This window comes from uncultured Marivita sp., assembly GCF_947488135.1.
Taxonomy (GTDB): Bacteria; Pseudomonadota; Alphaproteobacteria; order Rhodobacterales; family Rhodobacteraceae; genus Marivita.
Window position 1 is genome coordinate 137,905 of the sequence record NZ_CANKYW010000003.1, and the last position, 25,464, is coordinate 163,368.

19 protein-coding genes are annotated in these 25,464 nt (G+C 62.9%); 7 read left to right on the top strand and 12 right to left on the bottom strand.

What is annotated here, in order from left to right; genetic code table 11:
* Position 1 precedes the first annotated feature (1 nt).
* On the top strand, positions 2-3,043 hold the full coding sequence (locus Q1B16_RS11540; protein ID WP_299788315.1) for an efflux RND transporter permease subunit: 3,042 nt from the start codon (positions 2-4) through the stop codon (positions 3,041-3,043).
* A gap of 85 nt (positions 3,044-3,128) precedes the next feature.
* Positions 3,129-3,899: an FCD domain-containing protein gene (locus tag Q1B16_RS11545; protein ID WP_299788318.1), complete on the top strand. Its 771-nt coding sequence runs from the start codon at positions 3,129-3,131 to the stop codon at positions 3,897-3,899.
* Here Q1B16_RS11545 and Q1B16_RS11550 read toward each other — a convergent pair.
* The gene (locus tag Q1B16_RS11550) at positions 3,886-4,581 is read right to left on the bottom strand and encodes a DUF1028 domain-containing protein (RefSeq protein ID WP_299788321.1); all 696 of its coding nucleotides are present in this window, start codon (positions 4,579-4,581) and stop codon (positions 3,886-3,888) included. The genes Q1B16_RS11545 and Q1B16_RS11550 overlap by 14 nt on opposite strands.
* A 103-nt stretch (positions 4,582-4,684) precedes the next feature.
* Between Q1B16_RS11550 and Q1B16_RS11555 the strand changes: the two genes are divergently transcribed.
* The 4 genes from Q1B16_RS11555 to Q1B16_RS11570 all read left to right on the top strand — a co-directional run bounded on the left by Q1B16_RS11555 (position 4,685) and on the right by Q1B16_RS11570 (position 10,141).
* The gene (locus Q1B16_RS11555) at positions 4,685-6,262 is read left to right on the top strand and encodes an ABC transporter substrate-binding protein (protein WP_299788324.1); all 1,578 of its coding nucleotides are present in this window, start codon (positions 4,685-4,687) and stop codon (positions 6,260-6,262) included.
* An 89-nt stretch (positions 6,263-6,351) separates the two neighbouring features.
* Positions 6,352-7,299 carry an ABC transporter permease gene (locus Q1B16_RS11560; protein WP_299788327.1) on the top strand — a complete coding sequence of 316 codons (948 nt, stop codon included), beginning with the start codon at positions 6,352-6,354 and terminating at the stop codon, positions 7,297-7,299.
* Positions 7,296-9,179, top strand: a complete 1,884-nt coding sequence (locus Q1B16_RS11565) for a dipeptide/oligopeptide/nickel ABC transporter permease/ATP-binding protein (protein ID WP_299788330.1) — start codon at positions 7,296-7,298, stop codon at positions 9,177-9,179. Before Q1B16_RS11560 ends, Q1B16_RS11565 begins: the two co-directional genes overlap by 4 nt.
* Positions 9,176-10,141, top strand: a complete 966-nt coding sequence (locus tag Q1B16_RS11570) for an oligopeptide/dipeptide ABC transporter ATP-binding protein (protein ID WP_299788333.1) — start codon at positions 9,176-9,178, stop codon at positions 10,139-10,141. Before Q1B16_RS11565 ends, Q1B16_RS11570 begins: the two co-directional genes overlap by 4 nt.
* Here Q1B16_RS11570 and Q1B16_RS11575 read toward each other — a convergent pair.
* From Q1B16_RS11575 to Q1B16_RS11585, 3 genes are all read right to left on the bottom strand, one after another.
* Positions 10,138-11,379 carry an FAD-dependent oxidoreductase gene (locus tag Q1B16_RS11575; protein ID WP_299788336.1) on the bottom strand — a complete coding sequence of 414 codons (1,242 nt, stop codon included), beginning with the start codon at positions 11,377-11,379 and terminating at the stop codon, positions 10,138-10,140. The two genes, Q1B16_RS11570 and Q1B16_RS11575, sit on opposite strands and share 4 nt — an antisense overlap.
* Before the next feature lie 3 nt (positions 11,380-11,382).
* The gene (locus tag Q1B16_RS11580) at positions 11,383-13,596 is read right to left on the bottom strand and encodes a TRAP transporter permease (protein WP_299788338.1); all 2,214 of its coding nucleotides are present in this window, start codon (positions 13,594-13,596) and stop codon (positions 11,383-11,385) included.
* A gap of 79 nt (positions 13,597-13,675) precedes the next feature.
* Complete coding sequence (locus Q1B16_RS11585; RefSeq protein WP_299788341.1) at positions 13,676-14,686, bottom strand: TAXI family TRAP transporter solute-binding subunit; 1,011 nt, start codon at positions 14,684-14,686, stop codon at positions 13,676-13,678.
* 144 nt (positions 14,687-14,830) lie between these two features.
* On the opposite strand from Q1B16_RS11585, the gene Q1B16_RS11590 reads away from it, so the two are divergent.
* Positions 14,831-15,781 carry a LysR family transcriptional regulator gene (locus tag Q1B16_RS11590; protein ID WP_299788344.1) on the top strand — a complete coding sequence of 317 codons (951 nt, stop codon included), beginning with the start codon at positions 14,831-14,833 and terminating at the stop codon, positions 15,779-15,781.
* A gap of 150 nt (positions 15,782-15,931) precedes the next feature.
* Here Q1B16_RS11590 and Q1B16_RS11595 read toward each other — a convergent pair whose 3' ends face one another.
* The 8 genes from Q1B16_RS11595 to Q1B16_RS11630 all read right to left on the bottom strand — a co-directional run bounded on the left by Q1B16_RS11595 (position 15,932) and on the right by Q1B16_RS11630 (position 25,461).
* On the bottom strand, positions 15,932-16,480 hold the full coding sequence (locus Q1B16_RS11595; protein ID WP_299788347.1) for a ricin-type beta-trefoil lectin domain protein: 549 nt from the start codon (positions 16,478-16,480) through the stop codon (positions 15,932-15,934).
* Positions 16,477-16,812: a hypothetical protein gene (locus Q1B16_RS11600; protein ID WP_299788350.1), complete on the bottom strand. Its 336-nt coding sequence runs from the start codon at positions 16,810-16,812 to the stop codon at positions 16,477-16,479. Before Q1B16_RS11600 ends, Q1B16_RS11595 begins: the two co-directional genes overlap by 4 nt.
* Before the next feature lie 3 nt (positions 16,813-16,815).
* The gene (locus Q1B16_RS11605; protein WP_299788353.1) at positions 16,816-18,366 is read right to left on the bottom strand and encodes an ABC transporter ATP-binding protein; all 1,551 of its coding nucleotides are present in this window, start codon (positions 18,364-18,366) and stop codon (positions 16,816-16,818) included.
* Positions 18,363-19,055, bottom strand: coding sequence for an ABC transporter ATP-binding protein (locus tag Q1B16_RS11610; RefSeq protein ID WP_299788356.1), 693 nt, complete (start codon positions 19,053-19,055; stop codon positions 18,363-18,365). The genes Q1B16_RS11605 and Q1B16_RS11610 overlap by 4 nt, the downstream gene beginning before the upstream one ends.
* Entirely contained in the window at positions 18,959-20,074 is a 1,116-nt protein-coding gene (locus Q1B16_RS11615; protein ID WP_299788359.1) for an ABC transporter permease, read from the bottom strand. The genes Q1B16_RS11610 and Q1B16_RS11615 overlap by 97 nt, the downstream gene beginning before the upstream one ends.
* 169 nt (positions 20,075-20,243) lie before the next feature.
* A complete protein-coding gene (locus Q1B16_RS11620; RefSeq protein WP_299788363.1) occupies positions 20,244-20,969 on the bottom strand; it encodes a DUF1499 domain-containing protein in 726 nt (241 codons plus the stop codon).
* 29 nt (positions 20,970-20,998) lie between these two features.
* Positions 20,999-22,357, bottom strand: coding sequence for an efflux transporter outer membrane subunit (locus tag Q1B16_RS11625; protein WP_299788366.1), 1,359 nt, complete (start codon positions 22,355-22,357; stop codon positions 20,999-21,001).
* Positions 22,354-25,461: an efflux RND transporter permease subunit gene (locus Q1B16_RS11630; RefSeq protein ID WP_299788369.1), complete on the bottom strand. Its 3,108-nt coding sequence runs from the start codon at positions 25,459-25,461 to the stop codon at positions 22,354-22,356. Before Q1B16_RS11630 ends, Q1B16_RS11625 begins: the two co-directional genes overlap by 4 nt.
* Positions 25,462-25,464 lie beyond the last annotated feature (3 nt).

Genomic DNA, 25,464 nt, shown 5'->3' on the forward strand with positions numbered 1-25,464 from the left:
CATGAATATCGCGAAATCCTCCATCGACCGCCCGATCATCACGTGGCTGATCATCCTTGGTGCGCTTCTGGGCGGGATTTGGGGCTTCTTCTCGCTTGGGCGTCTGGAAGATCCGGCCTTCACGATCAAGACCGCCGTGGTGATCACCGAATACCCCGGCGCCAGCGCGCAGCAAGTCGCGCGCGAAGTGTCGGAACCGCTCGAGTCGGAAATCCAGAAGATGTCCGAGGTCAAGGAGGTCCGGTCGGTGAACCAGCCGGGCCTGTCGCGGATCACGGTGGACATGAAGGACCAGTATGATGGCGAGGAATTGCCGGAGATCTGGACCAAGCTGCGCAACCGGGTGAATGCCGCGCGTTTGCCGTCCGGGGTGGGGCAGCCCTTCGTCAATGACGGGTTCGGCGATGTGTACGGCATCTACTACGCCGTCACCGCGCCGGGGTTTTCGGATGCCGAGATTTACGAATTGTCCACTTTCCTGCGCCGCGAATTGCTCACGGTCGAGGGTGTCGCGGATGTGAGCCTTGCCGGAGTGCCGAGCGAGGTGATATATGTGGAGCCGGACCTGACCCTGACCACCAACCTCAACGTGCCGCCCGCCGCCATCCAAAGCGCGCTGGCGACGTCGAATTCGGTGGTGGATGGTGGGTCGATCCAGGAGGAAAACGGTCGCACGCTGATCCAGGGGCCAGACGGCTATGACACGGTGCAGGAAATCGCCGGTCTGACCGTGGGTGTTGACGGAGAGATCCTCAACCTGTTCGACTTCGCCGAAGTGCGGCGCGCGCGGGAAGAGACGCCCGACCTGATCATCCGGCACAATGGTGTCGAGGCATTCACTCTCGGAATTGCAGGGATCGGGTCGGAAAACATCGTCGATGTGGGCAAACGCGCCGATGCCAAACTGGCCGAATTGTCGCCGCAGATCCCGGTGGGGGTCGAGCTCTTGCCGATCTACCAGCAACACGTCGTGGTCGAGGAAGCGTCGAACGCGTTTCTGCTGAACCTCGCCATGTCGGTGTCGATCGTGGTGATCGTGCTGGCGCTGTTCATGGGCTGGCGAGCCGCCGTCGTGGTGGGTGTGACGCTGCTGCTCACGGTGGTGGGCACGTTGTTCTTCATGGCGATCTTCTCGATCGAGATGGAGCGGATTTCACTTGGCGCGCTGATCATCGCGATGGGGATGCTGGTGGACAACGCCATCGTCGTGGCCGAGGGGATGCAGATCGCCATGCGGCGGGGCAAGGATTCCCGCGCGGCGGCGGACGAGGCGGCGAGCAAGACGCAAATCCCGCTACTGGGGGCGACGGTGATCGGCATCATGGCCTTTGCCGGGATCGGGCTCAGCCCCGATGCGACGGGCGAATTCCTGTTCTCGCTGTTTGCGGTGATCGGGATTTCGCTCTTGCTGTCCTGGGTGCTGGCCCTGACCGCGACACCGCTTCTGGGGCACTATTTTTTCAAGCGTGGCAGCGGCACTGAAGATGACGCTTATGGCGGGTTCTTTTTCCGGCTGTACGGCACGACCCTGCGCGGCGCGTTGCGCGCGTGGTGGTTGGTGATCCTTGGGCTCGTGGGAATCACCGTCGTGTGCTTCATGCTGTTCGGCCAGATCAAGCAGCAGTTCTTCCCCGATAGCAACACGCCACTTTTCTTCGTGCACTACAAGCTCGACCAGGGGGCGTCGATTGCCGAAACCTCGCGCGATATCAGGGTCTTCGAGGAGTGGCTGGCCGAACAGGAGGACGTGGTGTCTGCCACGTCCTTCGTCGGGCGCGGCGCGGATCGGTTCATGCTGACCTACCAGGCCGAAGATCCGAACCCGAGCTACGGACATATCATCGTGCGGACCAATACCATCGACGAGATCGCGCCGTTGATCGCCGAACTTGAGGATTTCGCGGCCCAGACCCTGCCACAAGGGGAATTCCGCGCCAAGCGTCTGGCCTTTGGTCCGGGCGGTGGAGATCCGATCCAGGCGCGGTTCTCGGGGTCGGACCCGGAGGTGCTCCGCGATCTGGCGGATGAGGCGATGGGGCGGCTGCTGGAGGCGTCCGACAACATCGTCGCCCCGCGCATCGACTGGCGCGAGCAGGAGTTGGTGCTCAAACCCGTTTACGCGACGGATCGTGCGCAGGAGGCCGGGATCACGCGGGACGACATCACCTCGATCCTGCGGTTCGCAACGACCGGGATCGACGCCGGAGTGTATCGCGAGGGCGACCGACAGATTCCCATCGTTCTCAGGGCCGATCCGAGGGACGAATTGGCGCTGACCGATCACGTCGTCTATTCGCAGAACGCCCAAAGCTTCGTACCGCTGGAACAGGTCACGGACGGTCTGACCTTCGAGGCGCAGAACACGCTTGTCATGCGGCGCGACAGGTTGCTGACCATCACCGTGGGCGCCGACATCGCCAAGGGGTTGACGGCGGCACAGGTGCAGGCCGAAGTGACGGACGCGATCGAGTCGATGGAGCTTCCCACCGGGTACAAGATGGAATGGGGGGGAGAACTTGAGAGTTCGAGCCAGGCACAAGAAAGTCTGGGGCGGCAATTGCCGCTGAGCCTCATCATCATGGTTCTGATTTCGGTCCTGCTCTTCAACGCATTGCGACAGCCGCTGATCATCTGGCTTTTGGTGCCGATGTCGGTGAACGGTGTCAGCCTGGCTCTTTTGGGCACCGGGTTTCCGTTCACATTCACCGCGCTCTTGGGGCTTCTGTCGCTGTCGGGGATGTTGATCAAGAACGGAATCGTCCTCGTCGAAGAAATCGACATCGTGCGCGCGGAAAAACCGGAGCAGTCGTTGAAGGAGTCGATTGTCGAGGCGTCGACCTCGCGTCTGCGGCCGGTGGTTCTTGCCGCCGCCACGACGATCCTTGGAATGACGCCGCTGATCTGGGACGCGTTCTTCCGGTCGATGGCGGTGACGATCATGGGCGGTCTGGCCTTTGCGTCGATCCTGACTTTGGTCGCGGCTCCGGTATTTTACTACGCCTTCTTCATGCGCAGCGCGAAGACCGCAGGCGATCCGGCCTGAGAGGCAAGGCTTGAATTCATCATGATAAATTGCTTGCATGGCAGGGCTGCCGGTTCCGGGGCAGCCGAATGCGAGGCAGGCCGCGATGACCTCAGGCACCAAAGCTGACCCCCCAGCGCGCCCGCAGCGCCGGTCCCGCCCGGTGCGGGTGGCCGAGGCGATCAAGGATTGGGTGGTCGAGCAGGGGCTCATGCCGGGCGACCGTCTTCCCGGCGAGGCGGACCTGATCGAACGCTTCCAGATGTCCAAGGGCACCATCCGCGAAGCGATGCGGATTTTGCAGGCCCAGGGGTTGGTGGAGACCAAGACGGGGCCGGGCGGGGGCAGTTTCGTCGGAGAGGTATCGCGCGACCGGGCGCACGCGCTTTTGGCCAATTACTTTTACTTCCAGAACGTCACGATCGCGGACATCTACGCGGTGCGCCTGTCGCTTGAACCTCAGATGGCGGCGTCGCTGGCGGGCAAGCTGACCGAGGCGCAACTGTCCGAGTTGGAAGCGATTATGGAGAACTACGCCGCCCCCGCAAAGGACGCGCGGGAAGAGCGGTTGCAGCACGTCGCCTCATTGCGGTTTCACGCGCGGTTGTCGGATTTCGGGGAAAATGCGCTCTTGAGTTTCTTTATAAGCTTCATGGCGCAGATCCTCACGGACCTGACGGTCTACAAGCGGCTTTACGCGACGCCGAACCATGATCTTTGGAAGCGCGGGCGCGATCACCAGTTGGAGTTGATTGCGGCGCTGCGGTCGGGCGATGCCGACGCGGCACGGGCTGTGATGGCGAGCCATATGGAGATGGCGCGCGACCTGATGGAGGATCAGGAGGCCGAGGTCATGAAACGCTTTATCGCGGAGTGACCGGGTCATTGGTCGCCGTGAACGGCACGCTGCGCTGCGGGTCGTCGAGCGTGGGCACGTAAGTGACCCAATCGCCGTAAAGCCCCGAGGTGGCGCGCTGGTGGAGACTGCGCAGATCGGCCAGTGGCGTTTCGGAATGGTCGATGCGCAGGGTGATCGGCGGCTGCGCGCGGCTGACCACGAGGAGGGCGGCCGAGAGCAGGCCCCGGCTGTCGCCCCCGGCGCGTGCTGCGGCGTCGAGTGCCGCCAAGAGGCGGGTGTCGAAAGGACCGGTGGCGTTGAGAAAGCCGTCGAGACAGGCGTCCAACACGCCCGCCGACGCCAGAAGGTTGCCGGTCACGACCACATGGCGGGCGGTGCGCGCATCGGCAACGGGGATGCTGTTGGCGCCGGTGAAATGGCCGGTACCGCCTTCGGGATCGAGCGCGGCAAGCTGGCGTTCGGCGCGGCCCGTGTCGGCGGAGGTGATCTGCTGCACCGCCTCTGCCGCTCCCGTACCGCCGCGCATGAGGGCCAGAACCTCATTGCCCCACATCGTGCTGGGCAGGGAGCCTTGCGAGGCCGACATACCCGATTCGGGATCGCCGCGCAGGACCCAGCCGCCCACGCAGAGGCTCCCGGTGGTTGCGGCCCCGCCATAAGCGCCCGTTTTTTCATCGAAAGCGAGGATTGAAATGGTCACTGCGGGCTCCGTTCTCGGTGGACTTGAATTTATCATGAAAATTTGGCCTGATGCAATTTATCATGATAAATAAAAACTGAAGTCTCAGGAGAGGAAGTCCCCCATGTTGCTTTTCCACGTCACCCGCCGCAGCCTGTTGGCCGCTGGCACCACTTTGGCGTTGACCCTTGGCGGGGTCGCGCCGGTTGCCGCACAAACCCCGCCCGGTGTTCTGATCGTCGGGCAGATCGCCGAACCCAAGGCGCTTGATCCCGCTGCTGTCACCGCGGTCAACGATTTCCGCATCCTGATGAACGTCTATGACGGGCTGGTGCGCTACAAGGACGGCACGCTGGAGGTGGAACCGGCGCTGGCGACCGATTGGGAAATCAGCGAGGACGGCACGGTTTACACCTTCACGCTGCGCGAAGGCGTGACATTTCACGATGGCAGCGCGTTCAACGCCGAGGCGGTGAAGTTCAACTTCGAGCGGATGCTGAACGAGGACCATCCCTATCACGACACCGGCCCGTTTCCGCTGGCCTTCTTCTTCTCGTCGATCGAGTCGGTCGAGGCGGTGGATGACCTGACCGTGCGGTTCACGCTGAACGGACCCTATGCGCCGTTCCTGTCGAACCTCGCCTATCCCACGGGTCTGATCGTGTCGCCTGCGGCTGTCGAACAGCATGGGGCGGATTTCGGACGCAACCCGTCGGGCACCGGGCCGTTCACCTTTGCGGAATGGCGCTCGAACGAGGCGGTGGTGATCGAGGCGAACCCCGATTACTGGGACGGCGCGCCGGAATTGCAGGCGGTGGTGTTCCGCCCGATCACGGACGCAAACACCCGCACGGCAGAGATGCTGGCGGGCGGGATCGACCTGATGGTCGAGGTGCCGCCGGTGGCCTTGTCCGAATTCCAGGGCGACGCCTACACCGTGCACGAACAGGCAGGCCCGCATGTGTGGTTCCTGATCCTGAACGCCAAGGAAGGCCCCTTCGCGGATGTGCGCGTGCGTCAGGCGGCGAACTATGCGGTGAACAAGACAGCATTGGTTGAGGAGGTGCTTGAAGGCACGGCAGAGGTTGCAGCCGGGCCGACGCCGCCCGCCTTTGCCTGGGCCTATAACGAGGATCTGGAGCCTTACCCCTACGATCCCGACCGCGCGCGTGAGTTGATCGCCGAAGCCGGGGCCGAGGGGGCGGAGCTGACCTTCTTCGTGACCGAAGGCGGGTCGGGAATGCTGGACCCGGTGGCGATGGGCACGGCGATCCAAGCCGATCTGGAAGCGGTCGGGTTCGATGTGAGCATCGAGACCTATGAGTGGAACACGTTTCTGGGCGAGGTCAATCCGGGGCTGGAAGGCAAGGCCGACATGGCCGAGATGGCGTGGATGACGAACGATCCCGACACGCTGCCCTTCCTGGCCCTGCGCACGGCGGCCTGGCCGGATCAGGGCGGGTTCAACTCGGGCTATTATTCGAACCCCGAGGTGGACGAATTGCTCGAGGCGGCGCGGGTGGCGACCGATCAGGACGAACGCGCGCGGCTTTACAAGGAGATGCAGGTGATCGTGCAGGAGGATGCGCCCTGGGTCTTTGTCGCGAACTGGAAGCAGAACGCGGTGACGAGTGCGGCGGTCGAGAACTTCGCGTTGCAGCCGTCGTTTTTCCTGCTGCTGGATGACGTGGTGAAGAACTGAGTTTCGGCCGGGCGAGGCCCGACCGACCCGCGGGGGGCCAGCCCCCCGCACCCCCCCGGAGTTTACCGGGCAAGATGAAGGGGTCTTGGGTGAGCGGCTATATCCTCAAGCGGTTGCTGTCGGCGATCCCGGTGTTGCTGGGGATCACGGTGATCGTGTTCCTGATCATGGCGCTTATTCCCGGCGATCCGGCCACGGCGATCCTCGGCAGCTATGCGACGCCCGAGAATGTCGAGAAGCTCAACCGGGATTTGGGTTTGGATAAGGGATTGGTGCAGCAGTATTTCATCTGGCTGGGCAATATGCTCACCGGGGATTTCGGGACCAGTTTCGCGCTCAACCGGCCGGTGTTGGACGAAGTGCTGGAGCGGTTCAACGCAACATTGATCCTTGCCGGGACGGCGTTCGTGTTGTGTTCGGTGCTGGGCATAGTCGCGGGCGTGGTGTCGGCGGCGAACCAGTATGGCTGGGCGGACCGGGCGATCACCTTTGTGGTGCTCTTGGGCATTTCGATCCCGTCGTTTTTCCTTGGCATGATGATGATCCTCTTCTTCGCGGTGAACTTGCGCTGGTTCCCGGTGTCGGGCATGTGGCCGATTTATGGCGCGCGGGACATCTGGGCGTTGCTGTCGCATCTGACCATGCCCGCCTTGGCACTTGCGGTGGTGGCGACCGGGGTGATCGCGCGGCTGTCGCGGTCGGCCATGCTCGAGGTGTTGCGGCAGGATTTCATCCGCACGGCGCGCGCCAAGGGCGTGCATGAACGCGGCGTGATCTGGCGCCATGCGCTGCGTGCGGCGATGGTGTCGATCATCCCGGTGTTGGGCATTCAGGCCGGGTTCGTGCTGTCAGGGGCGGTCTATATCGAGATCGTGTTCCAGTGGCCCGGCGTCGGGCGGATGCTGGTCGATGCGATTCTCAAGCGCGACATCCTCTTGGTGCAGGGCGGTGTGGTGTTCGTTGCGGCCTGTTACGTGCTCTTCAACATCGCAGTGGACGTGGCGCAGAGCCTGCTTGATCCGAGGATCAAGACGTGAGGGCATTTCTGATTTTACTTGCGCGCAATCGGCTGGCCCTGGCGGGGGGTATCGTGATGGCCGTGGTGGTGCTGCTGGCGCTTTTGACGCCTGTGCTTTCGCTGGCGGACCCGGACGTGACCGACACGAGCAACCGCTTTCAGCCGATCTTTTCCGAAGGTGCGTTGTTGGGGACCGACCATCTGGGGCGCGATTTGCTGTCGCGGTTGATGTGGGGCACGCGGTTGTCGCTTGCCGTGGGGTTCGCGGCGGCGATCGTTGCGGCGACGCTTGGTGCGGCCATCGGGATTATTGCGGGCTTCTACGGTGGACGCACCGACAACATCATCATGCGCGGCGTCGATATGTTGATGGCGTTTCCCTATATCCTTCTGGCGCTGGCGATTGTCGCGGCGCTGGGGCCGGGGCTTTTTAACGCGCTGATTGCGGTGGCGGCAGTGAACGTGCCGTTCTTTGCGCGCAACATCCGGGGGATCACCGTGGGCATCGCGCATAAGGAATTCGTCGATGCGGCGCGGCTGGCGGGGCTGTCGAACACCCGTATCATCCTGTCCGAGATCCTGCCCAACGTGGTGCCCGTGATCGTGATCGCCATGTCCACCACGATCGGTTGGATGATCCTCGAGACCGCCGGTCTGTCCTTCCTCGGTCTCGGCAGTCAGCCGCCACAGGCCGATCTCGGCTCGATGCTGGGCGAGGCGCGGTCGGCGCTGATCACTAATCCCCATACCTCGATCGTGCCGGGGGTGATGATCCTGATCATCGTCATGTCGATCAACCTGTTGGGCGACGGGGTGCGGGATGCGTTGGATCCCCGGCTGAAATCCGGGGCGCTGTCGCGGCCCATGGCGGCGACGCGGGTGGATCGACGCTGGCCTGTGCCGGAGCCTGTGGGCAAGGGGTTGCTCGAGGTGCAGGGGCTTGAGACGCAGTTCCATGTCAAGGATCGCGTCTACCGTGCCGTGGGCGGTGTCGATCTGCACGTGGAGACGGGCGAATGCCTTGGCATCATCGGGGAAAGCGGGTCGGGCAAGTCGGTCACGGCGCTGTCGCTGATGGGCTTGGTGGCCTCGCCCCCCGGGGTGATCACCGGCGGGGCGGTGCATTACGACGGCGAAGACCTGATTGGGGCGCCCTATGGTCGGTTGCGGGATATGCGCGGGCGGAACGTCGCCTATATCTTTCAGGATCCGCTCTCGACCCTGCACCCGCTCTACCGCGTGGGTGATCAGTTGATCGAGGCGATCCGGGCGCATCGCTCGATCGGCAAGGCGGAAGGTCAGGCCAAGGCGGTTGAATTGCTCAAGGCGGTGCGGATTCCGAACGCGGAACAGCGCGTCACGGATTACCCGCACGAAATGTCCGGCGGGATGCGGCAGCGGGTCGGTATCGCGATGGCACTGGCGAATGACCCGGACATCATCATCGCGGACGAGCCGACGACGGCGCTGGACGTGACGGTGCAGGCGCAGATCTTGACTATTCTGGACGATTTGCGGCGGTCGCGCGGGCTTGCGATTGTGTTCATCACCCATGATTTCGGCGTCGTGGCGCAGCTCTGTGACCGGGTGGCGGTGATGTATGCGGGGCGTATCGTCGAAGAGGGCAGCACGGAGGACATTCTTCAAGCGCCGCGGCATCCGTATACCGCGCGGCTGATGGCCTGTGTGCCCGAACTGGGTGGCGGCAAGCGGCGGCTCGAGGCGATTGGCGGGCTGCCCCCGGTCGTTGATAAGCTGCCCGAGGGATGTGCCTTTGCGGATCGGTGCCTCAAGGTGCGGCCCGAGTGCCGGGCGGGAGAGATCCCGCTGGACCGTGTTGGCGATCGCAAGGTGCGGTGCCTTTACCCCGAGGACGGCGCGCGGGAGGCGGCGGAATGAGCGACGCGCTGAAGCTGACGGAGGTGTCAAAGACCTTCCCGGTGGGGCGGACCTTGTTCGGGGCGGTGAAGGGGGCGGTGAAGGCGGTGCATCCGATCACGCTCTCGGTGCGGCAGGGGGAAACGCTGGGCATCGTGGGGGAATCCGGTTGCGGGAAGTCGACGCTGGCGCGGATGCTGGTGGGTCTGTTGGAGCCGACAAGCGGGACCATCGAGATCGAGGGTGAGGCGTTGGATACGGCGGACCCGGCGCTCTTCGGCAAAAAGATCCAATATGTGTTTCAGGACCCGATTTCGTCACTCAACCCGCGCAAGACAATCCGGCAAGTCATGGAAGCGCCTTTGAAGCACCTCTACGGGATGGGTGTGGCGGACCGCGCCACGCGGATCGCCGAGATTTTCGACAGCGTGAACCTGCGGGAAGAGTTTCTTGACCGCTATCCGCATGAATTCTCCGGCGGGCAGGCGCAGCGGATTGGGATCGCGCGGGCGCTGGCGGCGAAGGCGCGGATCCTGATCCTGGACGAGCCTGTGTCGGCGCTGGACGTTTCGGTGCAGGCGCAGGTGCTGAACCTGTTGGCGGATCTCAAGGCGCAGTTCGATCTGACCTATCTTTTCATCAGCCATGACCTTGCCGTGGTGGAGGCGGTGAGCGACCGGATCGCGGTGCTGTATTTTGGGTCGGTGGTCGAGATTGGCCCGGCGGAGGAGATCTTTGCCAAGCCGCGCCATCCCTACACGCGGCTGTTGGCGCAAAGCGCGCCCGTGGTGGGGCGCCCGCTGACCGAACCCGAGGCGAAGGGTATGGAGTTGCCCGACCCGCTGAACCCGCCACCCGGATGTGCCTTTGCGGCGCGGTGTCCGAAAGCGCAGGACAGGTGCCGGTCGGAGGTGCCGCGGCTTGAGCGCGGGGAAGGTGCGACAGAGGTGGCCTGTTTCTATCCGTTAAGTGATGCGCCCTAGGAAAAGCGGTTCGGCTTGTAGGGGGATAGGTCAATATTCATGGGCGTATTGGTGGCGATATCCGCAACGATGCGGCCGGTCTTGGGGGCCATCATCAGGCCCCAGTGGCTGTGCCCGAAGGCGGCGATCAGGTTCGGGAAGCCGTCGAAGGTGCCGATGCAGGGCAGGCTGTCCGGCAGGCTGGGGCGTTGGCCGGACCAGGTGGTATAGGCGTCCGCGTTCAGATCGGGCGACAGCCTGCTGGCCAGCTTGACCAGACCTTTGGCCCGTTTCTCGTTCGGGGGAGCGTCCAGCCCCGCAAATTCGGCTGTTCCGGCGACGCGCAGGCCGTCGTTCATCGAGGAGGCCACGAATTTCATGTCCACGTCCATGATCGAATTGTTCAGCGATATCCCCGGATCGGTAAAGTTGACGTGATAGCCGCGCTCGGCCTCGAGCGGGATCCTGATGCCCAAGGGTTTGAGCAGTTCCGCCGACCATGCGCCCATGGCAACGATCAGTTTCTGCGCAGTGTGTTCCCCGGTATCAGTGACGTAGCGCCATGCGCCGTCCTCCTGCGGGAGGATCGCGCGGACGTTGGCCTGTTCGATGGTGCCGCCGAGGCGTTTGAATTTCTCGGCCAGCGCGGTGCCGATCTGTCCGGGTGACAGGGCGCGGGCCTGGCCCTTGATGACGATGGCGGCTTTGAAGTCTTCCGTCAGGTGCGGCTCCAACTCTAGCAGGGTCGGGCCGTCGATCCGCTCTACATCGGCCCCGGCAGAGCGGCGCAGTTCATTGTCGAGCGTGTCGAGCCGGGCCTCATCCGCGTTGCGGAAAGCGTGGATGTAGTAGCTGTCGCGGACCAAATGTTCTTGCCCGGTGCCGTTCAGGTGGTGCCGGTACAGCGTGATGCAATCAGAGTTCAGGGTATCCATCGCGGCGGACACCGCGCGGACACGGGCTTCGCTGCCTTGAGCGAGAAACGTCAATCCCCATCCGGCGAACCGGGGCAGATAGCTTGGTTTCACCGAGACCGGACCCAGCGGGTCGATCAGCCAGCCGGGGATCTTTTTCCAGAGACCGGGCACGGATTGCGGCACGATGGACCAGGGCGAGATCACACCGGCATTGCCGAAGGACGTCGCCTGTCCCGGCTCCGACCGGTCGATCAATCGCACGGAGGCACCGCGTTCGATCAGGGAGAGGCCCGTGCAGATGCCGACGATGCCGGCGCCGAGTATGGTGATGTCTGTGGTCATGGGTCAGGCCGGTTGTGCGAGGCGTTTTCGGTGTAGCACCTGGCTGATGATCGCGGGGCTTGCAATGGCAAGAGCCACCAGATCGGCCTGGAACGAGGGCGCAATGAAGACCAGCCCGGCCAACGCCATGAGCCAGCGATACCCCGCCCCCATCGGCGCAAGCCAGTACCCGACCACCGCCGCCGAGAGGCAGATGACCCCTGCGATGCAACTGGTGGCGGTGTAGCTGAATTCGAGCAGGTCGAACCCGGTCGAGGACACGAGGAGCAGGACCGGTGCGTAGACGAAGGCCATCGGAGCCACCACCTTGCCCAGACCAAGCGTGAAGGCCGATATGCCGGTGCGGAAAGGATTGGACCCGGCGATGGCTGCGGCGGCATAGGCCGAGGTGCAGACCGGCGGTGTGATCTCGGCCACGACGCCGTAGTAGAGCACGAACATATGGCTTGCGATAGGCGGGATGCCAAGCTGCGCCAAGGCCGGTTGGGCGACCGAAACCAGCATGATGTAAAGCGCCGTCGTCGGCACACCTGCTCCCATGAGGATACAGGCCAGCGCGATGAAGACGAGGCTGATAAAGAGCGTCAGATCGGCGATCGAGAACAGCTCCCACGCGCCGAAGGTGAAGAGCCAGTGCAGATCGGTTCCCAGGTTCGACGCGGCCTGCGTGACCATGAAGCCGATGCGAAAGCCGACGCCGGTGGTGTTGATGACGCCGATCACGATACCGACTGCGGCAGAGGCTGCACCGACGGCCAGCGCGTATTTCACGCCGGTTTCGAACGTGTCCGCCATTTCGATCAGGGTGGTGCGCTGCTGCGGGTTGAACGGTGCGATCACCGCGCCCGCGATCAGGATGGCGGACATGGTCAGGTCGAACCCGCCGCCCGTGTATTTCCAGATGACAAAGGCGATGAAGGCCGCCGAATAGATCAGCGTGATCGGCTCCCGCACCCGTGACATCCCGGCGATGATCGCCAGCGAGATGCCGCAGAAGGCGGACATATAAGGCGTGTACCCCGAGAACAACACGACCAGAAGCCCGATGAGAGGCACGATATTGGCCCAGCCGTGGCTCCAGACCGCCTTGAGCTTTGGCAACTTGTCGGCGGAGAGACCCTGAAGGTTCAGCTTTCGCGCCATCAGGTGCACCACGGCGAACACGCCGACGTAATGCAGCAGCGCCGGGAAGATCGCGGCGATGACGATGGTGGTGTAGGGAAGCTCCAGGAATTCGGCCATGATGAAGGCCGCAGCGCCCATGATCGGCGGGGTGATCTGCCCGCCGGCCGAGGCCGCCGCTTCGACGCCACCGGCAAAGTGCCCGGGATAGCCGAGGCGCTTCATGTTGGGGATCGTCAGCGCGCCGGTGGACACGGTGTTGGCGACGGACGATCCCGAGATCGTGCCGAAAAAGGCCGACGATACCACCGACACCTTGGCCGGACCGCCGGTGTAGCGGCCCGCGAGAATGGTCGCGTTGTCGATGAACAGCTGCCCCAGCCCGGTGCGCTGCGCGATCACACCGAACAGGACGAAGTGGAACACGATGGTCGAGACGACCCAGAGCGTGACGCCGAAAATGCCTTCGGACGGGAAGTACATAGAGCTTACGAAAGTGCGGAAATTGACACCGGGGTGTTGCAGCAGGCCCGGAAAGACCGGACCGAAGAGCGCGTAGCTCATGAAGATGCCGATGATGAGCGGCAGGATCCAACCCAGCGTGCGCCGCGCGATATCGAGTACCAGCACGATCAGGATACAGCCGAAAACCATGTCATAGGTGTTCGGATTGCCCATGCGGAAGGTCTGTTCCTCGATCCCGAGCCATTCGATCCCGCGCCAAGCGAGGCCGAGATAGAGCGCCGATGCGGTGCCGAGGATCATCAGGAGGATGTCGAAATAGGGCACGCCCCCCAATCGAAGCCCCCCGGTGTTCAGGTCGAACGCGGTCTTCGTCTTGATCAGCGGGAACAGGGCGTAGGTCAGGATGAACAGGCCCGACAGATGCCAGCCCATGTGCCAGTAATCGGTTGGCAGCCCAAAGCCCGCCGTCAGGTAATGGTAGATTGCGAAAGTGAGAGCGACATATCGCAGAAGTTTGCCGAAGCCCGGAGACACTTGCCGTGTGGCCGCGCCTTCGTCGTACTTCTTTTCGATATCCGCCAAGTCTTCGGCGGAAAGCTCACGCGCGTCCTGCTCGGATGAGTTCGACATGGTCGCCTCTTTCACAACAGTCAATCAGGGGTATGAGGGCGACGGACGGTTCCGCCCGCCGCCCGTGTCGCGTGGTGGCTTATTCCAGAAGCCCGGCTTCCTTGTAGAACTTCTCGGCACCGGGGTGCAGCGGAACACCCAGCGCTTGAATCCCGTCAAGCGCGGTATCCGGCGTGATCTGCTTGCCCTTGGCGTGCCCGTTGTCCAGCAGCGTGCGGGTGTTGTCGTTCCAGAGCGCCTTGGTGATGCCGTAGACCAACTCTTCACTCAGGTCCGAAGACACGACCAGAAGCGCGGACACGGCAGGGGTCTTGACGTCGTAATCGACCCCTTCATAGACGCCCGCGGGGATAGTGGACGGGATGTAGGCCGGGATGGTTTCGTTGATGATGGCAAGGTCTTCATCGGAAAAGCTGTGCAATTCCATGCCCTTGGTTGTCGCCAATTGGACCATGGCCGAAACCGGCCATCCTGCGGCGTAGAAATAGGCGTCGATCTGGCCGTCCGCGAGACGCTCGGCAGACTGGCTGTTGTTCAACTCGGCCTCGTCGATGTTATCGCGGGTGATGCCCCATTTTTCGAGCATCTGAAGCACCGCGACCTGTGTGCCGGACCCGGCCTGCGCGATACCCACGCGCTTGCCCTCGAGATCGGCAAGGCTTTCGATCGAGGTGCCCTTGGGCAGAACGAGGTGCAAATCCTCGGGAAAGAGGTTGGCCACGATCCGCAGCTTATCGTGCGGTTTGCCCTCGAACTTGTCCTCGCCCAGATACATTGACCGGGTGACGTCGGCTGCGGCCATGCCGGCCTCGAGCTCTCCGTTCTGAACGGCGGTGTTGTTGAAGACCGACGCCGTGGTCGACTGCGCGATGGCGATCAGGCCCGGCACGCCGCATTGGCCACCCTCGTCGCAGGGGCGCGATCCGGGAGGGGCGGAAATGCCGTTGGCGATTGTGCCGCCGATTGGGAAGTACGTGCCGCCCGCCGATCCGGTACCGATCCGAAAGAATGTCGGGTCCTGCGCGGCAGCGACGCCGGCCGTCAGGGCCGTGGCGATCGCTGCTGCGGTGATTTTTGTAAAGAGTCCCATATTTTATCTCCCTGTTGGAAAGGCGGCCCGCCGTGGACGCAGGCCGCATGGTGTTGGACCAGGTTCAGATCAGAGGGCAAGACTTGGATAAAAGCAAATTTGAAATTTATTTGTTGTTCAAAATTTTTCTTATATCAGGATTGCATGAATTTGCAGCAACTCGCCGTCTTCCGCGAAATCATGACGACCGGTTCCATGAGTGCCGCGGCGCGCAATCTCAACCGGACGCAGCCTGCGGTCAGCGCCTCGCTCAAAGCGCTTGAAGCGACGCTCGGGATGCAGTTGTTCCACCGCGAAGGGCGGCGGCTCGTTCCGGTTCCCGAAGCGCGGTATCTGCTGTCCGAAGCGTCGGAGATCCTGGACCGGCTGTCCGCCACGCGGTCCAACATGGAGGGTATGCGCAACCGCATCCGGGGATCGTTGCGGATCGTCGCCATGCCAGGGCCGTCCGCTTACCTGATGCCGGATTTCGTCAGCCGTTTCGCGCAGGGCGCGCCGGACATCCGTGTCACGCTGTCCACAAGAAGCTCGCCGCAGATCCTCAACCTGATCGCGGCCCAGAGTTTCGATATCGGGTTTTGCGATATTGGCGTGAACGACAGCGCGAACGGAACCTTGCCGGACGAGCTGTTCAAGTCGTTCACCTTGGATTGCGATTGCCTGTGTGCGGTGCCGATCGACCATCCGCTGGCTGCGCGCGCGACCATTTCGGCGGGTGATCTCAACGGTCAGCCCATGGGTGCGTTGCAGCCCGGCCATTCCACGGTGAAAGACACGCAGGCGGTCTTTGATCAATGCGGCGCCACCTTCAACGTGGCCGTCGACGCGCAGTACTTCCTGCCGTTGTTCCACTTCGTCGAAGCGCGTCAGATCTGCGCCGTGGTCGACCCGCTCAGCGCGAAAAGCTACCTGCTGCAAAAGGGGCAGGAGCGTCGGATCAAGTTCATCCGGTTCGAACCCCGCGTGCCATTCCGCTACGCCCTGATCACCCCCCAACGCCGCCCGCCCTCGCTCTTGGCCGACACATTCGCGCGGCAATGGCAGGGCTATGTTCAAGCCATCGTCGACAACAGCGACGCGCTTTGCGGCGCGTGACAGCAGCGTGCGGGGCCGCTCGCGTGGCGGTCTCGTCGCATCCGTCGGAAAGCCTGTCATCTGTCGCTATCGGTGCATTTCCACGCATCCTTCCGACTATCCGCAAGTATCTGATGCTAAAAGTGCCACCTTGGGGAGTCTTACAAGTGGTTATTCCGGCCAGTCCTGAATACCCCATTGCTTGAAGGCCGGGTCCAGATCGGCACAGGCTGCGAGTAGGAGATCGCGGGACTGGAAGGGGCCGGCGTCGTCGATGGTGGGCGCGACGGTCACGCATTGCGACGGGTCTGAAACCAGAGAGAGTTCCATGCTGGTATCGTCGTAGGCAAACAGCTGGGCCTCATCCGCTGCGTCGCAGGCGACCAGACCGAAGGGGTTTTCGGAATTGTTCGGTGCGTTATAGGCCATGCACATATCCGTGTAGGTCGCCGATTGGATCAAGCCGCTGTCAGCCGTGAACGTGAAGAGCACGTCGTCACCGGTGGGCTTGCAGGAATGGGCGTGAAGCTGGTCGCTCACCCCGCGGCCTTCGGTGTCGATGCACCATCCGAGCATGGCTTCCTCGCCGAGGTTGTCGGCGAGGTGGATCACCGGTCCTTGGGTCTGGATGGTCGGAGCCTCGGCAAGTGAGACCTGGGGGATGGTCAGGCCCAGTGCAGTGGCAATGAGGGCGGTGTGGATTGTGGTGCTGTATGTCATGGGGCAGTCCTTTCCAGGGTGTTCCGGGGTTCAGGGATGTCTCGTGAAGGTCGACCTTGCGCGCCGCTCTGGAGCTGCCAGTAACCGCCACGCAACGCCATGAGTTGGTCATGCGTGCCGGTTTCGCGCACGTTTCCGCTCTCCATGTAAACGATCATGTCCGCGTCGCGGGTGGTTGACAGACGGTGCGCGATGACGAAGCTGGTGCGGCCCTCGCGCAGGTCGGCCATGGCGGTCTGGATTTGCAGTTCGGTGCGCGTGTCGACCGAACTTGTCGCCTCGTCCAGGATGAGGATCGGGGCATCCAGCAGGAAAGCGCGCGCAATCGTCATCAGCTAGCGCTGACCCTGCGAGAGGCTCCCGCCGCCGTTCTCCAGAACCGTGTCGTAGCCGTCCGGCAAGGTGCGCACGAAGTCGTCCACATGGCAGCGTTTCGCGGCGGCGATGACCTGCGCGCGGGTCGCATCCGGGCGGCCATAGGCGATGTTGTCATGCACCGTTCCGGTAAAGAGCCAGGTATCCTGCAACACCATCGCCATGGCGCGACGCAGGTCCTTTCGGGACAGAGTGGCGATGTCTTCGCCGTCCAGCCGGATCGTCCCGCTGTCGATCTCGTAGAAGCGGATCAGAAGATTGACCAGTGTCGTCTTGCCCGCGCCGGTGGGACCGACGATGGCCAGCATCTGGCCCGGCTTTGCCTCGAGGCTGACATCCTCGAACAGCGGCTGGTCGGGGACGTAGCGAAACCCGACATGCTCGAAGCGCACGTCGCCCTTGACCGGCAGGGCGAGATGTGTCGTCACCTCCGTGTCGGTGGACAATTCAGGCGCGTCCAGCAGCTCGAAAACCCGTTCGGCTGACGCGAGGGCCGACTGGACCTGCGCAGCCATGCTGCCAAGCTGCGAGATCGGCTGGCCGACCTGGCGGATGTACTGGATGAAGGCCTGCACGCCGCCGAGGCTCAGTGCACCCGACAGGACCTGGAGCGCCCCGACGACGACCACCGCGATATAGGCGACGTTGTTCACGAACATCGTGGTCGGCTGGATCAGGCTGGCGAAGATCTGCGCGCGCATGCTCGCGGCGGTCAGGGTGCTGTTTTTCTCGGCGAACTGCCGGTCCACACGGTCGCGCGCGCCGAACACCCGGATCAGCGTCTGGCCGGTGAAGGTTTCTTCCACCAGCGCATTCAGGTGGCCGGTTTCACGCCATTGCTCGGCATATTTGGGCTGTGCGGCGCGGCTGAGCAAGCGCGTCGCCGCAAGCGAGACCCCAATGGCTGCGAGCGCCGCGGCCGCCAGCGGAACAGACAGCCAGAGCATCATGGCCAGCACGCCCACGATGGTCATCAACATCAACATCGCCTGGCTGGCGACCTGCTGAATATTCTGAATCATGTTGTCGATATCATTGGTGAACCGCGAAAGAACTTCGCCGCGCGGTTGCGCATCGAACCACTTGAGCGGCACCCGCGACAGCTTGGCCTGCGCGGCCTCGCGCAGGTCACGCCCCATGTTCTGCACCAGATCGTTGATCAGCCACGCCTGTACGAAGTTGAGGCCCGAGGCGACGAGATAGATCGCCGCCACCACCAGAAGCTGGCGCCTAAGAGCCGACCACGTATAGCCGTCGCTGACCAGAAGATCGGTCGCAAGGCCAAGCTGCCAGGGGCCGAGGGTGCTGCCGATCACGCTGCCGACGCTGAGCAACAGCGTGACGATCAGGATCTTGCGGTTGCTGCCAAAGGCCGTCCAGACCCGCCGAGCGGCATCTCTGGCTGCTTTTGGTTTCTCCCCGGCGATCGAACCGCCCGGCGTTCGCGGTCCGGGCGCGCTGTCTTGTGTCCTTGAGACGGTTTCAAGTTTCAACTCTGACGTCGCGGTCATGCTGCGTCCTCCTCGGGCATGGCCTGCGAGTTGACGGTTTCCGCGTAGACGGGGCACTCCCGCATCAGGGAGTCGTGCGGCCCAAGGCCCACCATGCGGCCCTTGTCGATGACGACAATCCGGTCCGCATCCCGGATCGAGGCCACGCGCTGGCTGACAATCACGGTGGCGGCATGGCTGACGGCCCCCCGCAGTGCCGCGCGCAGTTTGCGATCCGTCGCCTGATCGAGCGCGGAGAAGCTGTCGTCGAACAGATAGAGATCGGCATCGCACACAAGCGCCCGCGTGATCGCGAGCCTTTGGCGCTGCCCGCCCGAGAAATTGGCGCCGCCCTGCGCCACTGGTGCCCCGAGCCCGTCGGGCATGGCGCGGACGAAATCGGCGGCCTGCGCGATCTCCAGCGCAGTCCAGAGCGTGGCCTCGTCCGCCTGCGGGTTTCCAAGCCGCAGCGTATCCGCAACGGTGCCCGAAAACAGGTAGGCCTTCTGCGGCACGTAGCCGATATGGGAGGAGAACTCCTGCGGCGCGATCTGACGCAGATCGACACCCCCCAGCGTGATCCGCCCGGTGTTGGGATCATTGAGCCGCGCGATCAGGTTGAGAATTGTGGATTTCCCCGAGCCCGTCGCGCCGATGATGCCCAGCACTTCGCCGGGGCCGAGATCGAAGCTGATCTCTTCGATGACCATCGCTTCCGCGCCGGGATAGCCAAAGCCCACGTCCTCGAGCCGCAGGTGCAGTCCCTCGCCATGGGGCGGCAGGGATCTGGGATGCGGGGACGGGCGACTTCGACCGGACTTTGCAGCAGCGTCGTGATGCGGCGGGCACTGACAAGCGCACGGGGCAGCATGACGATCATCAGGCCCAACATCATTACGGCGATGAGGATCAGCGCAACATAGGACAGAAAGGCAATCAGCGATCCGATCTCCAGAACGCCGTTGCGCACGCGGCTGGCGCCGGCCCAGATCAGGGCGACGGATGTCAGCTGCATCACCGCCGTCAGCGACGGCATGATCATCGCCATCAACCGGCCGGACCGGATCGCCGTGTCGGTCAGGTCGGTGTTCGCCGTCTCGAAACGCGTGCTTTCCCGGGATTGTTGCAGAAAGGCGCGGATGACGCGGATGCCTTCGATCTGTTCGCGCAGGATGCTGTTCACACCGTCGAGTTGCCGCTGCATGCGCTGGTAGAGCGGGATGGCCTTGAAGGTCAGAAACCCGATGATGCCCGCCAAGACCGGCACCGCGACCACCATCAGCCATGAGAGCTGCACATCCTGCCGCACCGCCATGATCGCACTTCCCACACCCATGATGGGGGCGACCACGATCATCGTGAATGTCATGATCAGCATCGACTGGACCTGCAAGACATCATTGGTGCAGCGGGTGATGAGCGAGCCGACGGTAAAGCCCTGCACCTGCGACAGGGCGAGGCTGTGCACCTTGCCGAACACATCGGCGCGCAGGCTCTGGCCGATCCGGTAGGCGACCGATGCGCCGAGAAAGACCGCCACGGCACTCAGCACGAGTTGTACCCCGGCGGCGATCCCCATGAGCCCGCCATAATAGCGGATGACCGAGATGTCTGCGGCCGCGATCCCGGTGTCGATGACATCGGCGCTGAAGCTCGGCAAGAGCAGCGAGGCGGTCACCTGGCCCACCTGGCACAGCAACAGGGCGAGGAGGGTCCACTTGTGGTCCATGAACCTGTCGCGCCAAGTTGGTGCGCCCGGGAGGCGAACGTCATCGCTTGCTGCATTTGTCGCATCAATCATGCCGAGACGCGCCCTGTTCGGAGTTCGATTGCAGGGCTCTGCATGCGCGGCCACAGCTGTACAGGTGGCCCTGCGGGGGTTTGAAAAAACGCGAAGGTCATTCGCGGAAGCGTTGCTGAAAGTCGCGGATCCGCGCGGCGTTGACGCCCTGGTCGCTGCGCCCGACCCGCGAGACGCCGCGCATATCGACGCGGCTTCCGTCTTCAAGCGGCGTCACGACGACCACCACATCGTCCGCGAAATAGAAAACAGAGGTGCGGGCGGTGGCCTCGAAACGGAGACGGTCGGCATCCGCGGCGACGATCTCCCATCCCAGGTCCTGAGCGACCGTCAGCGCGCGCTGGAAGGCCTCATCCGCGGAGAGGTCCGTTTCGAGCGGCGCGATATCCGGATAGGCGGCGGCCTGGGCCTCGGCGAGTTCGGGCCCGCCATAGTCGAGCGTATTGCTGGCTCCCGCGCGGGTGTCGTCCAGAACCTCGAAAAGCGGCGGGTTCACCGTGTCGGTCGAGATGTCGTGGATCGGTGCCGCGCGGGTCGTCGGGTTGAATGAGCTGGCGATCAGCGGGATCAAGAGGGCGACACCAATGAACGCAGCCACGCCGCCAAGCAAGGCCTGTGCTTTTTCCTTGCGGACAAGATGAATGACCAGCGCAAGCAGCCCTGCACCCGCAATGACCGCCGCCAGCGGATTGAAATAGGTACGATAGAGCCCAAAACCCGTGATCGGCTCCCACAGCCCCAAGCGTGCGCCAAACAGCATCAAGGCCGCGCATAATGTACCGATACCGGCGATCAAAAGGGCGATTTTCCCAAGATGTTTCATCAGTTTCACAGGCCTTTCACTGCCAAATTTCAATTGCTCAGCGGGCCTGTCACGTCAGAGCCTGCACCCGTGGCGATCTTCAGTGTCGCCCAGGCTTGTGCTGCGTCATTCACCGCAGACGCCGCTGAAATCCGTGCCGCGTTGGTGTTCCGATCCGTCTCGAGGAGGTCCAGAAGCGTGATCGCGCCGCTGCGGTAGTTTTCCTGTGCAAGAGCGAGAGCACGGCCGTAGTCGTTCGCCGCCGTGCGCAACAACGCTGCCCGCTGGCGGTAGCGGGACAGGTTGGATTGCGCGACCTGCACATCTTCCACGGCCCCGCTGATCGATGCACGCCATGTGATTTCCGCCTGCCTGGCGACGGAAACCTGCGCATCACGGCTCGCTTGAAGAAGGCCCTGATTGAAGACGGGAAATGTCAGGTACGGCCCGAAACCCCAGGCATCCGCACCCTCGGTGCGCCCGACCGTTCCGGTCAGCGAGAGCGACGGGTAAAGCGCGGCCTCAGCCACGCCAATCTCGGCCACGGCGGCGGCCAGATCAGCTTCGGCATTGCGCACATCCGGGCGGTTGCGCAGGAGTTCTGCGGGCACACCCGTGCGCGCGCCGCCGGGCGTGGGAAGCTGCGGCGCGCCCTGTTGCATCTGCGCCATGATCGGACCGGCAGGTTCGTTGAGCAGGGTCGCGATGGCATAGACATTGGCATCGAACAGCGCCGCATATTGCGGCAGGCTGGCCCGCGCCGTTGAGAGCAGCGCCTGCGCCTCGGCGACCTCGTATTCCGTGGCCGCTCCGGCTTCGAGTTGGCTGCGGGTGATATTCACCGTCTCCTCGCGCGCTCTGACCGTCGTGCGGGTCAGGGCCAAAACCTCCTGATAAAACCGCGCATCCGAATAGGCGGCCAGAAGCTCGGCCAGCCAGGCAAGCCGGACCGTTTCGGCCTCGGCACGCGCCCCGGTCAGCGATGCGGCGGCAGCTTCGCGTTCACGTCGGATCCGCCCAAAGAGATCAATGACGAATGATGCGCCCAATTCACCGGTTTCTGTCGTATTCGTTCCGCTGATGTCGTCACCGCCGGATCGTGTCGCCGAGCCGGACAGCAACCCGTCCAACGCCGCATTGACGCCGGTTACGCGCAATTCTGCCTGCGCCTGTCGGATTGCCTCGGTGGCGGTCATCACATCGAGGTTCTGTGCCAGACCACGGGCGACGAACTGGCTCAACGTGGCATCCTTGTAGCTCAGCCACCACTGTTCCGTGGCAACCGCGCCAATCGCTTCGGCGTTGCCCCCGACAAAGCGGGTTTGCATCGGAACTTCCGGGCGCTGATAGTCGGGACCGACAGCGCACCCGGCGAGAAGCAGGCCCATCACGAGGTAATATGGTTTCATTGAACCGTCTCCTTTCGAATACGGAACAGTTCCGTGGTCTTGTTGACGGCGACATAGAAGACCGGCACCATCACGATCCCGATCACGGCCGAGAAAATGATCCCGCCGAGCATCCCTGTGCCGATGGATTTTTGCGCGTTCGCGCCCGCCCCGGAGGCCAGAACCAGAGGCGTGATGCCAAAGCCGAAGGCCAGCGATGTCATGAGGATGGGGCGCAGCCGCTGGCGGGCTGCCGTCACGGTCGCTTCCAGCAATGCCTTGCCGTCCGATCGCAGGGATTCCGCGAATTCGACGATCAGGATGGCGTTTCTTGCGGCAAGACCGATCGTGGTCAGCAAGCCCACCTTGAAGTACACGTCATTCGACTGGCCGAAATACCAGGTCGTCAACAACGCGCCCAAGATGCCCACCGGTACAGAGAGCATGACGGCAAAGGGCACGGTCCAGCTTTCGTAAAGCGCGGCGAGGCACAGGAACACGACCAGCGCTGAGATCGCGTAGAGAACGGCTTCCTGATCGCCGGACAGCCTTTCCTGATAACTCAAATCCGTCCAGGCTACCGCGTAAGAGCCATCGAGATCGGCGGTGAGTTGCTCCATCACATCCATCGCGTCGCCCGAGCTTGTTCCCGATGCCGCCTCTCCGGAAAGCTCCATCGCGCGCGTGCCGCCATATCGGGCGAGTGACGGCGTGATCGTTTCCCATTCTTCGCTGACAAAGGCCGAGAGGGGGACCATTTCGGAGCCGTCATTGCTGACATACCAGTGATTAACATCGTCCGGCTGCATGCGCCATTCGGCACCGCCCTGCACGATGACCTCGCGCAAGTCGTTTCCGAGTGGGAAATCGTTGACATAGGTGCCCGAGAAGATGGTGGAGAGCATGGAATTCACGCTCGTCAGGGACACGCCGAAGGCTTCGGCCTTTTGCTGGTCGATCACCAGCTTCAGCGCCGGTTCGGTGGCCGCATCGTTGCCACGCAGGTTGGTCACGCGCCCGTCTTGCGTCCCGTTCGCCACGAGCTGATCGGCCGCCGCGGTCAGGGCGTCCAGCCCCGCACCGCTCTGGTCGACAAGATACATCGTAAAGCCGGACGAGGTTCCCAACCCCTGAATGGCGGGCGGTTGCAGAACAAAGACGCTGCCGAGCCGGGACTGGAAGAATTTCATGTTGGCCCGCATCATCAGATCTGCGGCATCCAGTCCGGGTCGGTCATCGTAATCCTTGAGGCGAATGAACATCATCCCGTAATTCTGTCCCGTTCCGCCAAAGCTGTAACCGACATTGGCGAAGACGCCATCCACGATGTCGGTTTCCTCGGTCAGCAGGTATTTCTCAATTTGCGTGATCATGTATTGCGTCTGCTGGACGGTCGATCCTTGCGGCAGTTCGACCATTGCCATCAGCACGCCCTGATCTTCGGTCGGCAGGAAAGACGACGGCAGGCGGTCATAGATCCAATAGGCGCCAAGGCCCACAAGCCCGAGGACGACGATCATCCGGAATGGCCGTAGGGCGAACCGCCCGACCACGGCGCTATATCCGCCGGTCAAACGGTCGAGCCCGCTATTGAACCAGCGCAGGGGGGCGAAAATGGTCTTGCTGTGGTTGAGCTTGAGCAGCTGCGCGCACATCGCGGGCGTGAGGATCAGGGCCACGAACAGCGACAGCACCATGGCCGAAATGATCGTGACCGAGAACTGTTTGTAGATCACCCCGGTCGACCCGTCCATGAAGGCCATCGGCAGGAACACCGCAGACAGCACCATCACGATCCCGACCAGCGCGGGTGAGATTTCGCCCATGCTCTTTTCCGTCGCGCCGACGGCATCGAGTCCTTCTTCCTCCATGACCCGTTCGACATTCTCGACCACAACGATCGCGTCATCGACCAGCAGGCCGATGGCCAGCACCAGCGCGAACATTGTCAGGGTATTGATCGACATTCCGAAGGCCGACAAGACGCCGAACGTTCCCAGCAGAACCACCGGTACCGCAATGGTCGGAATAAGCGTCGCGCGCCAGCTTTGCAGGAACAGGAGGATCACCAGAAAGACCAGAAAGATCGCCTCGATCAGCGTCTCATAGACCTGGTCGATGGATTCTTCGACAAAGGGCGACGTGTCATAGGGGTATTCGACGGTCACGCCCGCCGGCAGGGCAGAGGACAGGCCGTCGACCACGGCGCGCACCGCTTCGGCGGTATCGACCGCATTGGCGCCGGTGGAAAGGTTGACGGAAAAACCCGCTGCAGGATGGCCGTTGAAGCGGCTGACACTGCCATAGTCTTCCTCGGCCAGCTCGATTGTCGCGACATCGGCAAGATAGATTGCCGATCCGTCCGCATTGGTTTTCAACAGGATGTTCTCGAAGTCCTCGACCGATTCAAGCTGGGATTGCGCGGAGAGCGACACCGTGAACTGCTGGCCTTTGACAACGGGTTGATCCCCCAGACTTCCAACGGTGACGTTGGTGTTCTGTTCGGAGACGGCCGAGGTCACATCGTTTGGGGTCAGTTGGTATTGATACAAGCGCTCCGGGTTCAGCCAGATGCGCATCGCATATTCAGTCCCGAACGTGTTGACCGAGCCCACACCATCCGTACGCTGGACGGCATCCTGGATCGTGCTGCTTAGAATGTCGCCCAGTTCCAGCGAGGAATAGCTGTCATCCTCGCTGACCAAAGCACCGACGAGGAGGATCGACGTTGTCGAGCGGGTGACGGAGATACCCAGGTTCGTCACCACATCCGGCAGTTGCGACTCCACCAGTTGCAGTTTGTTCTGCACCTGCACCTGCGCCATGTCAGGATCGATGCTGTCGTCGAAGGTCAGGGAAATACTGGAGTTTCCTTCGTTCGATGTCGAGGTCATGTAGGTCAGACCGTCCAATCCGGTCATTCCGTCCTCGATGACCGTGGTGACCGAATTCTCGACCGTCGCGGCCGATGCACCCGTGTAGGACGCCGTGATCCGCACCGTCGTCGGCGCGATGTCGGGGTATTGGGAAATCGGGAGGCTGGTCAGGCTGTAGGCGCCGAGAAGCATGGTCGCAATGGCAAGCACCCAGGCAAAGACAGGGCGGTGAATGAAGAAGGAGGCCATTGA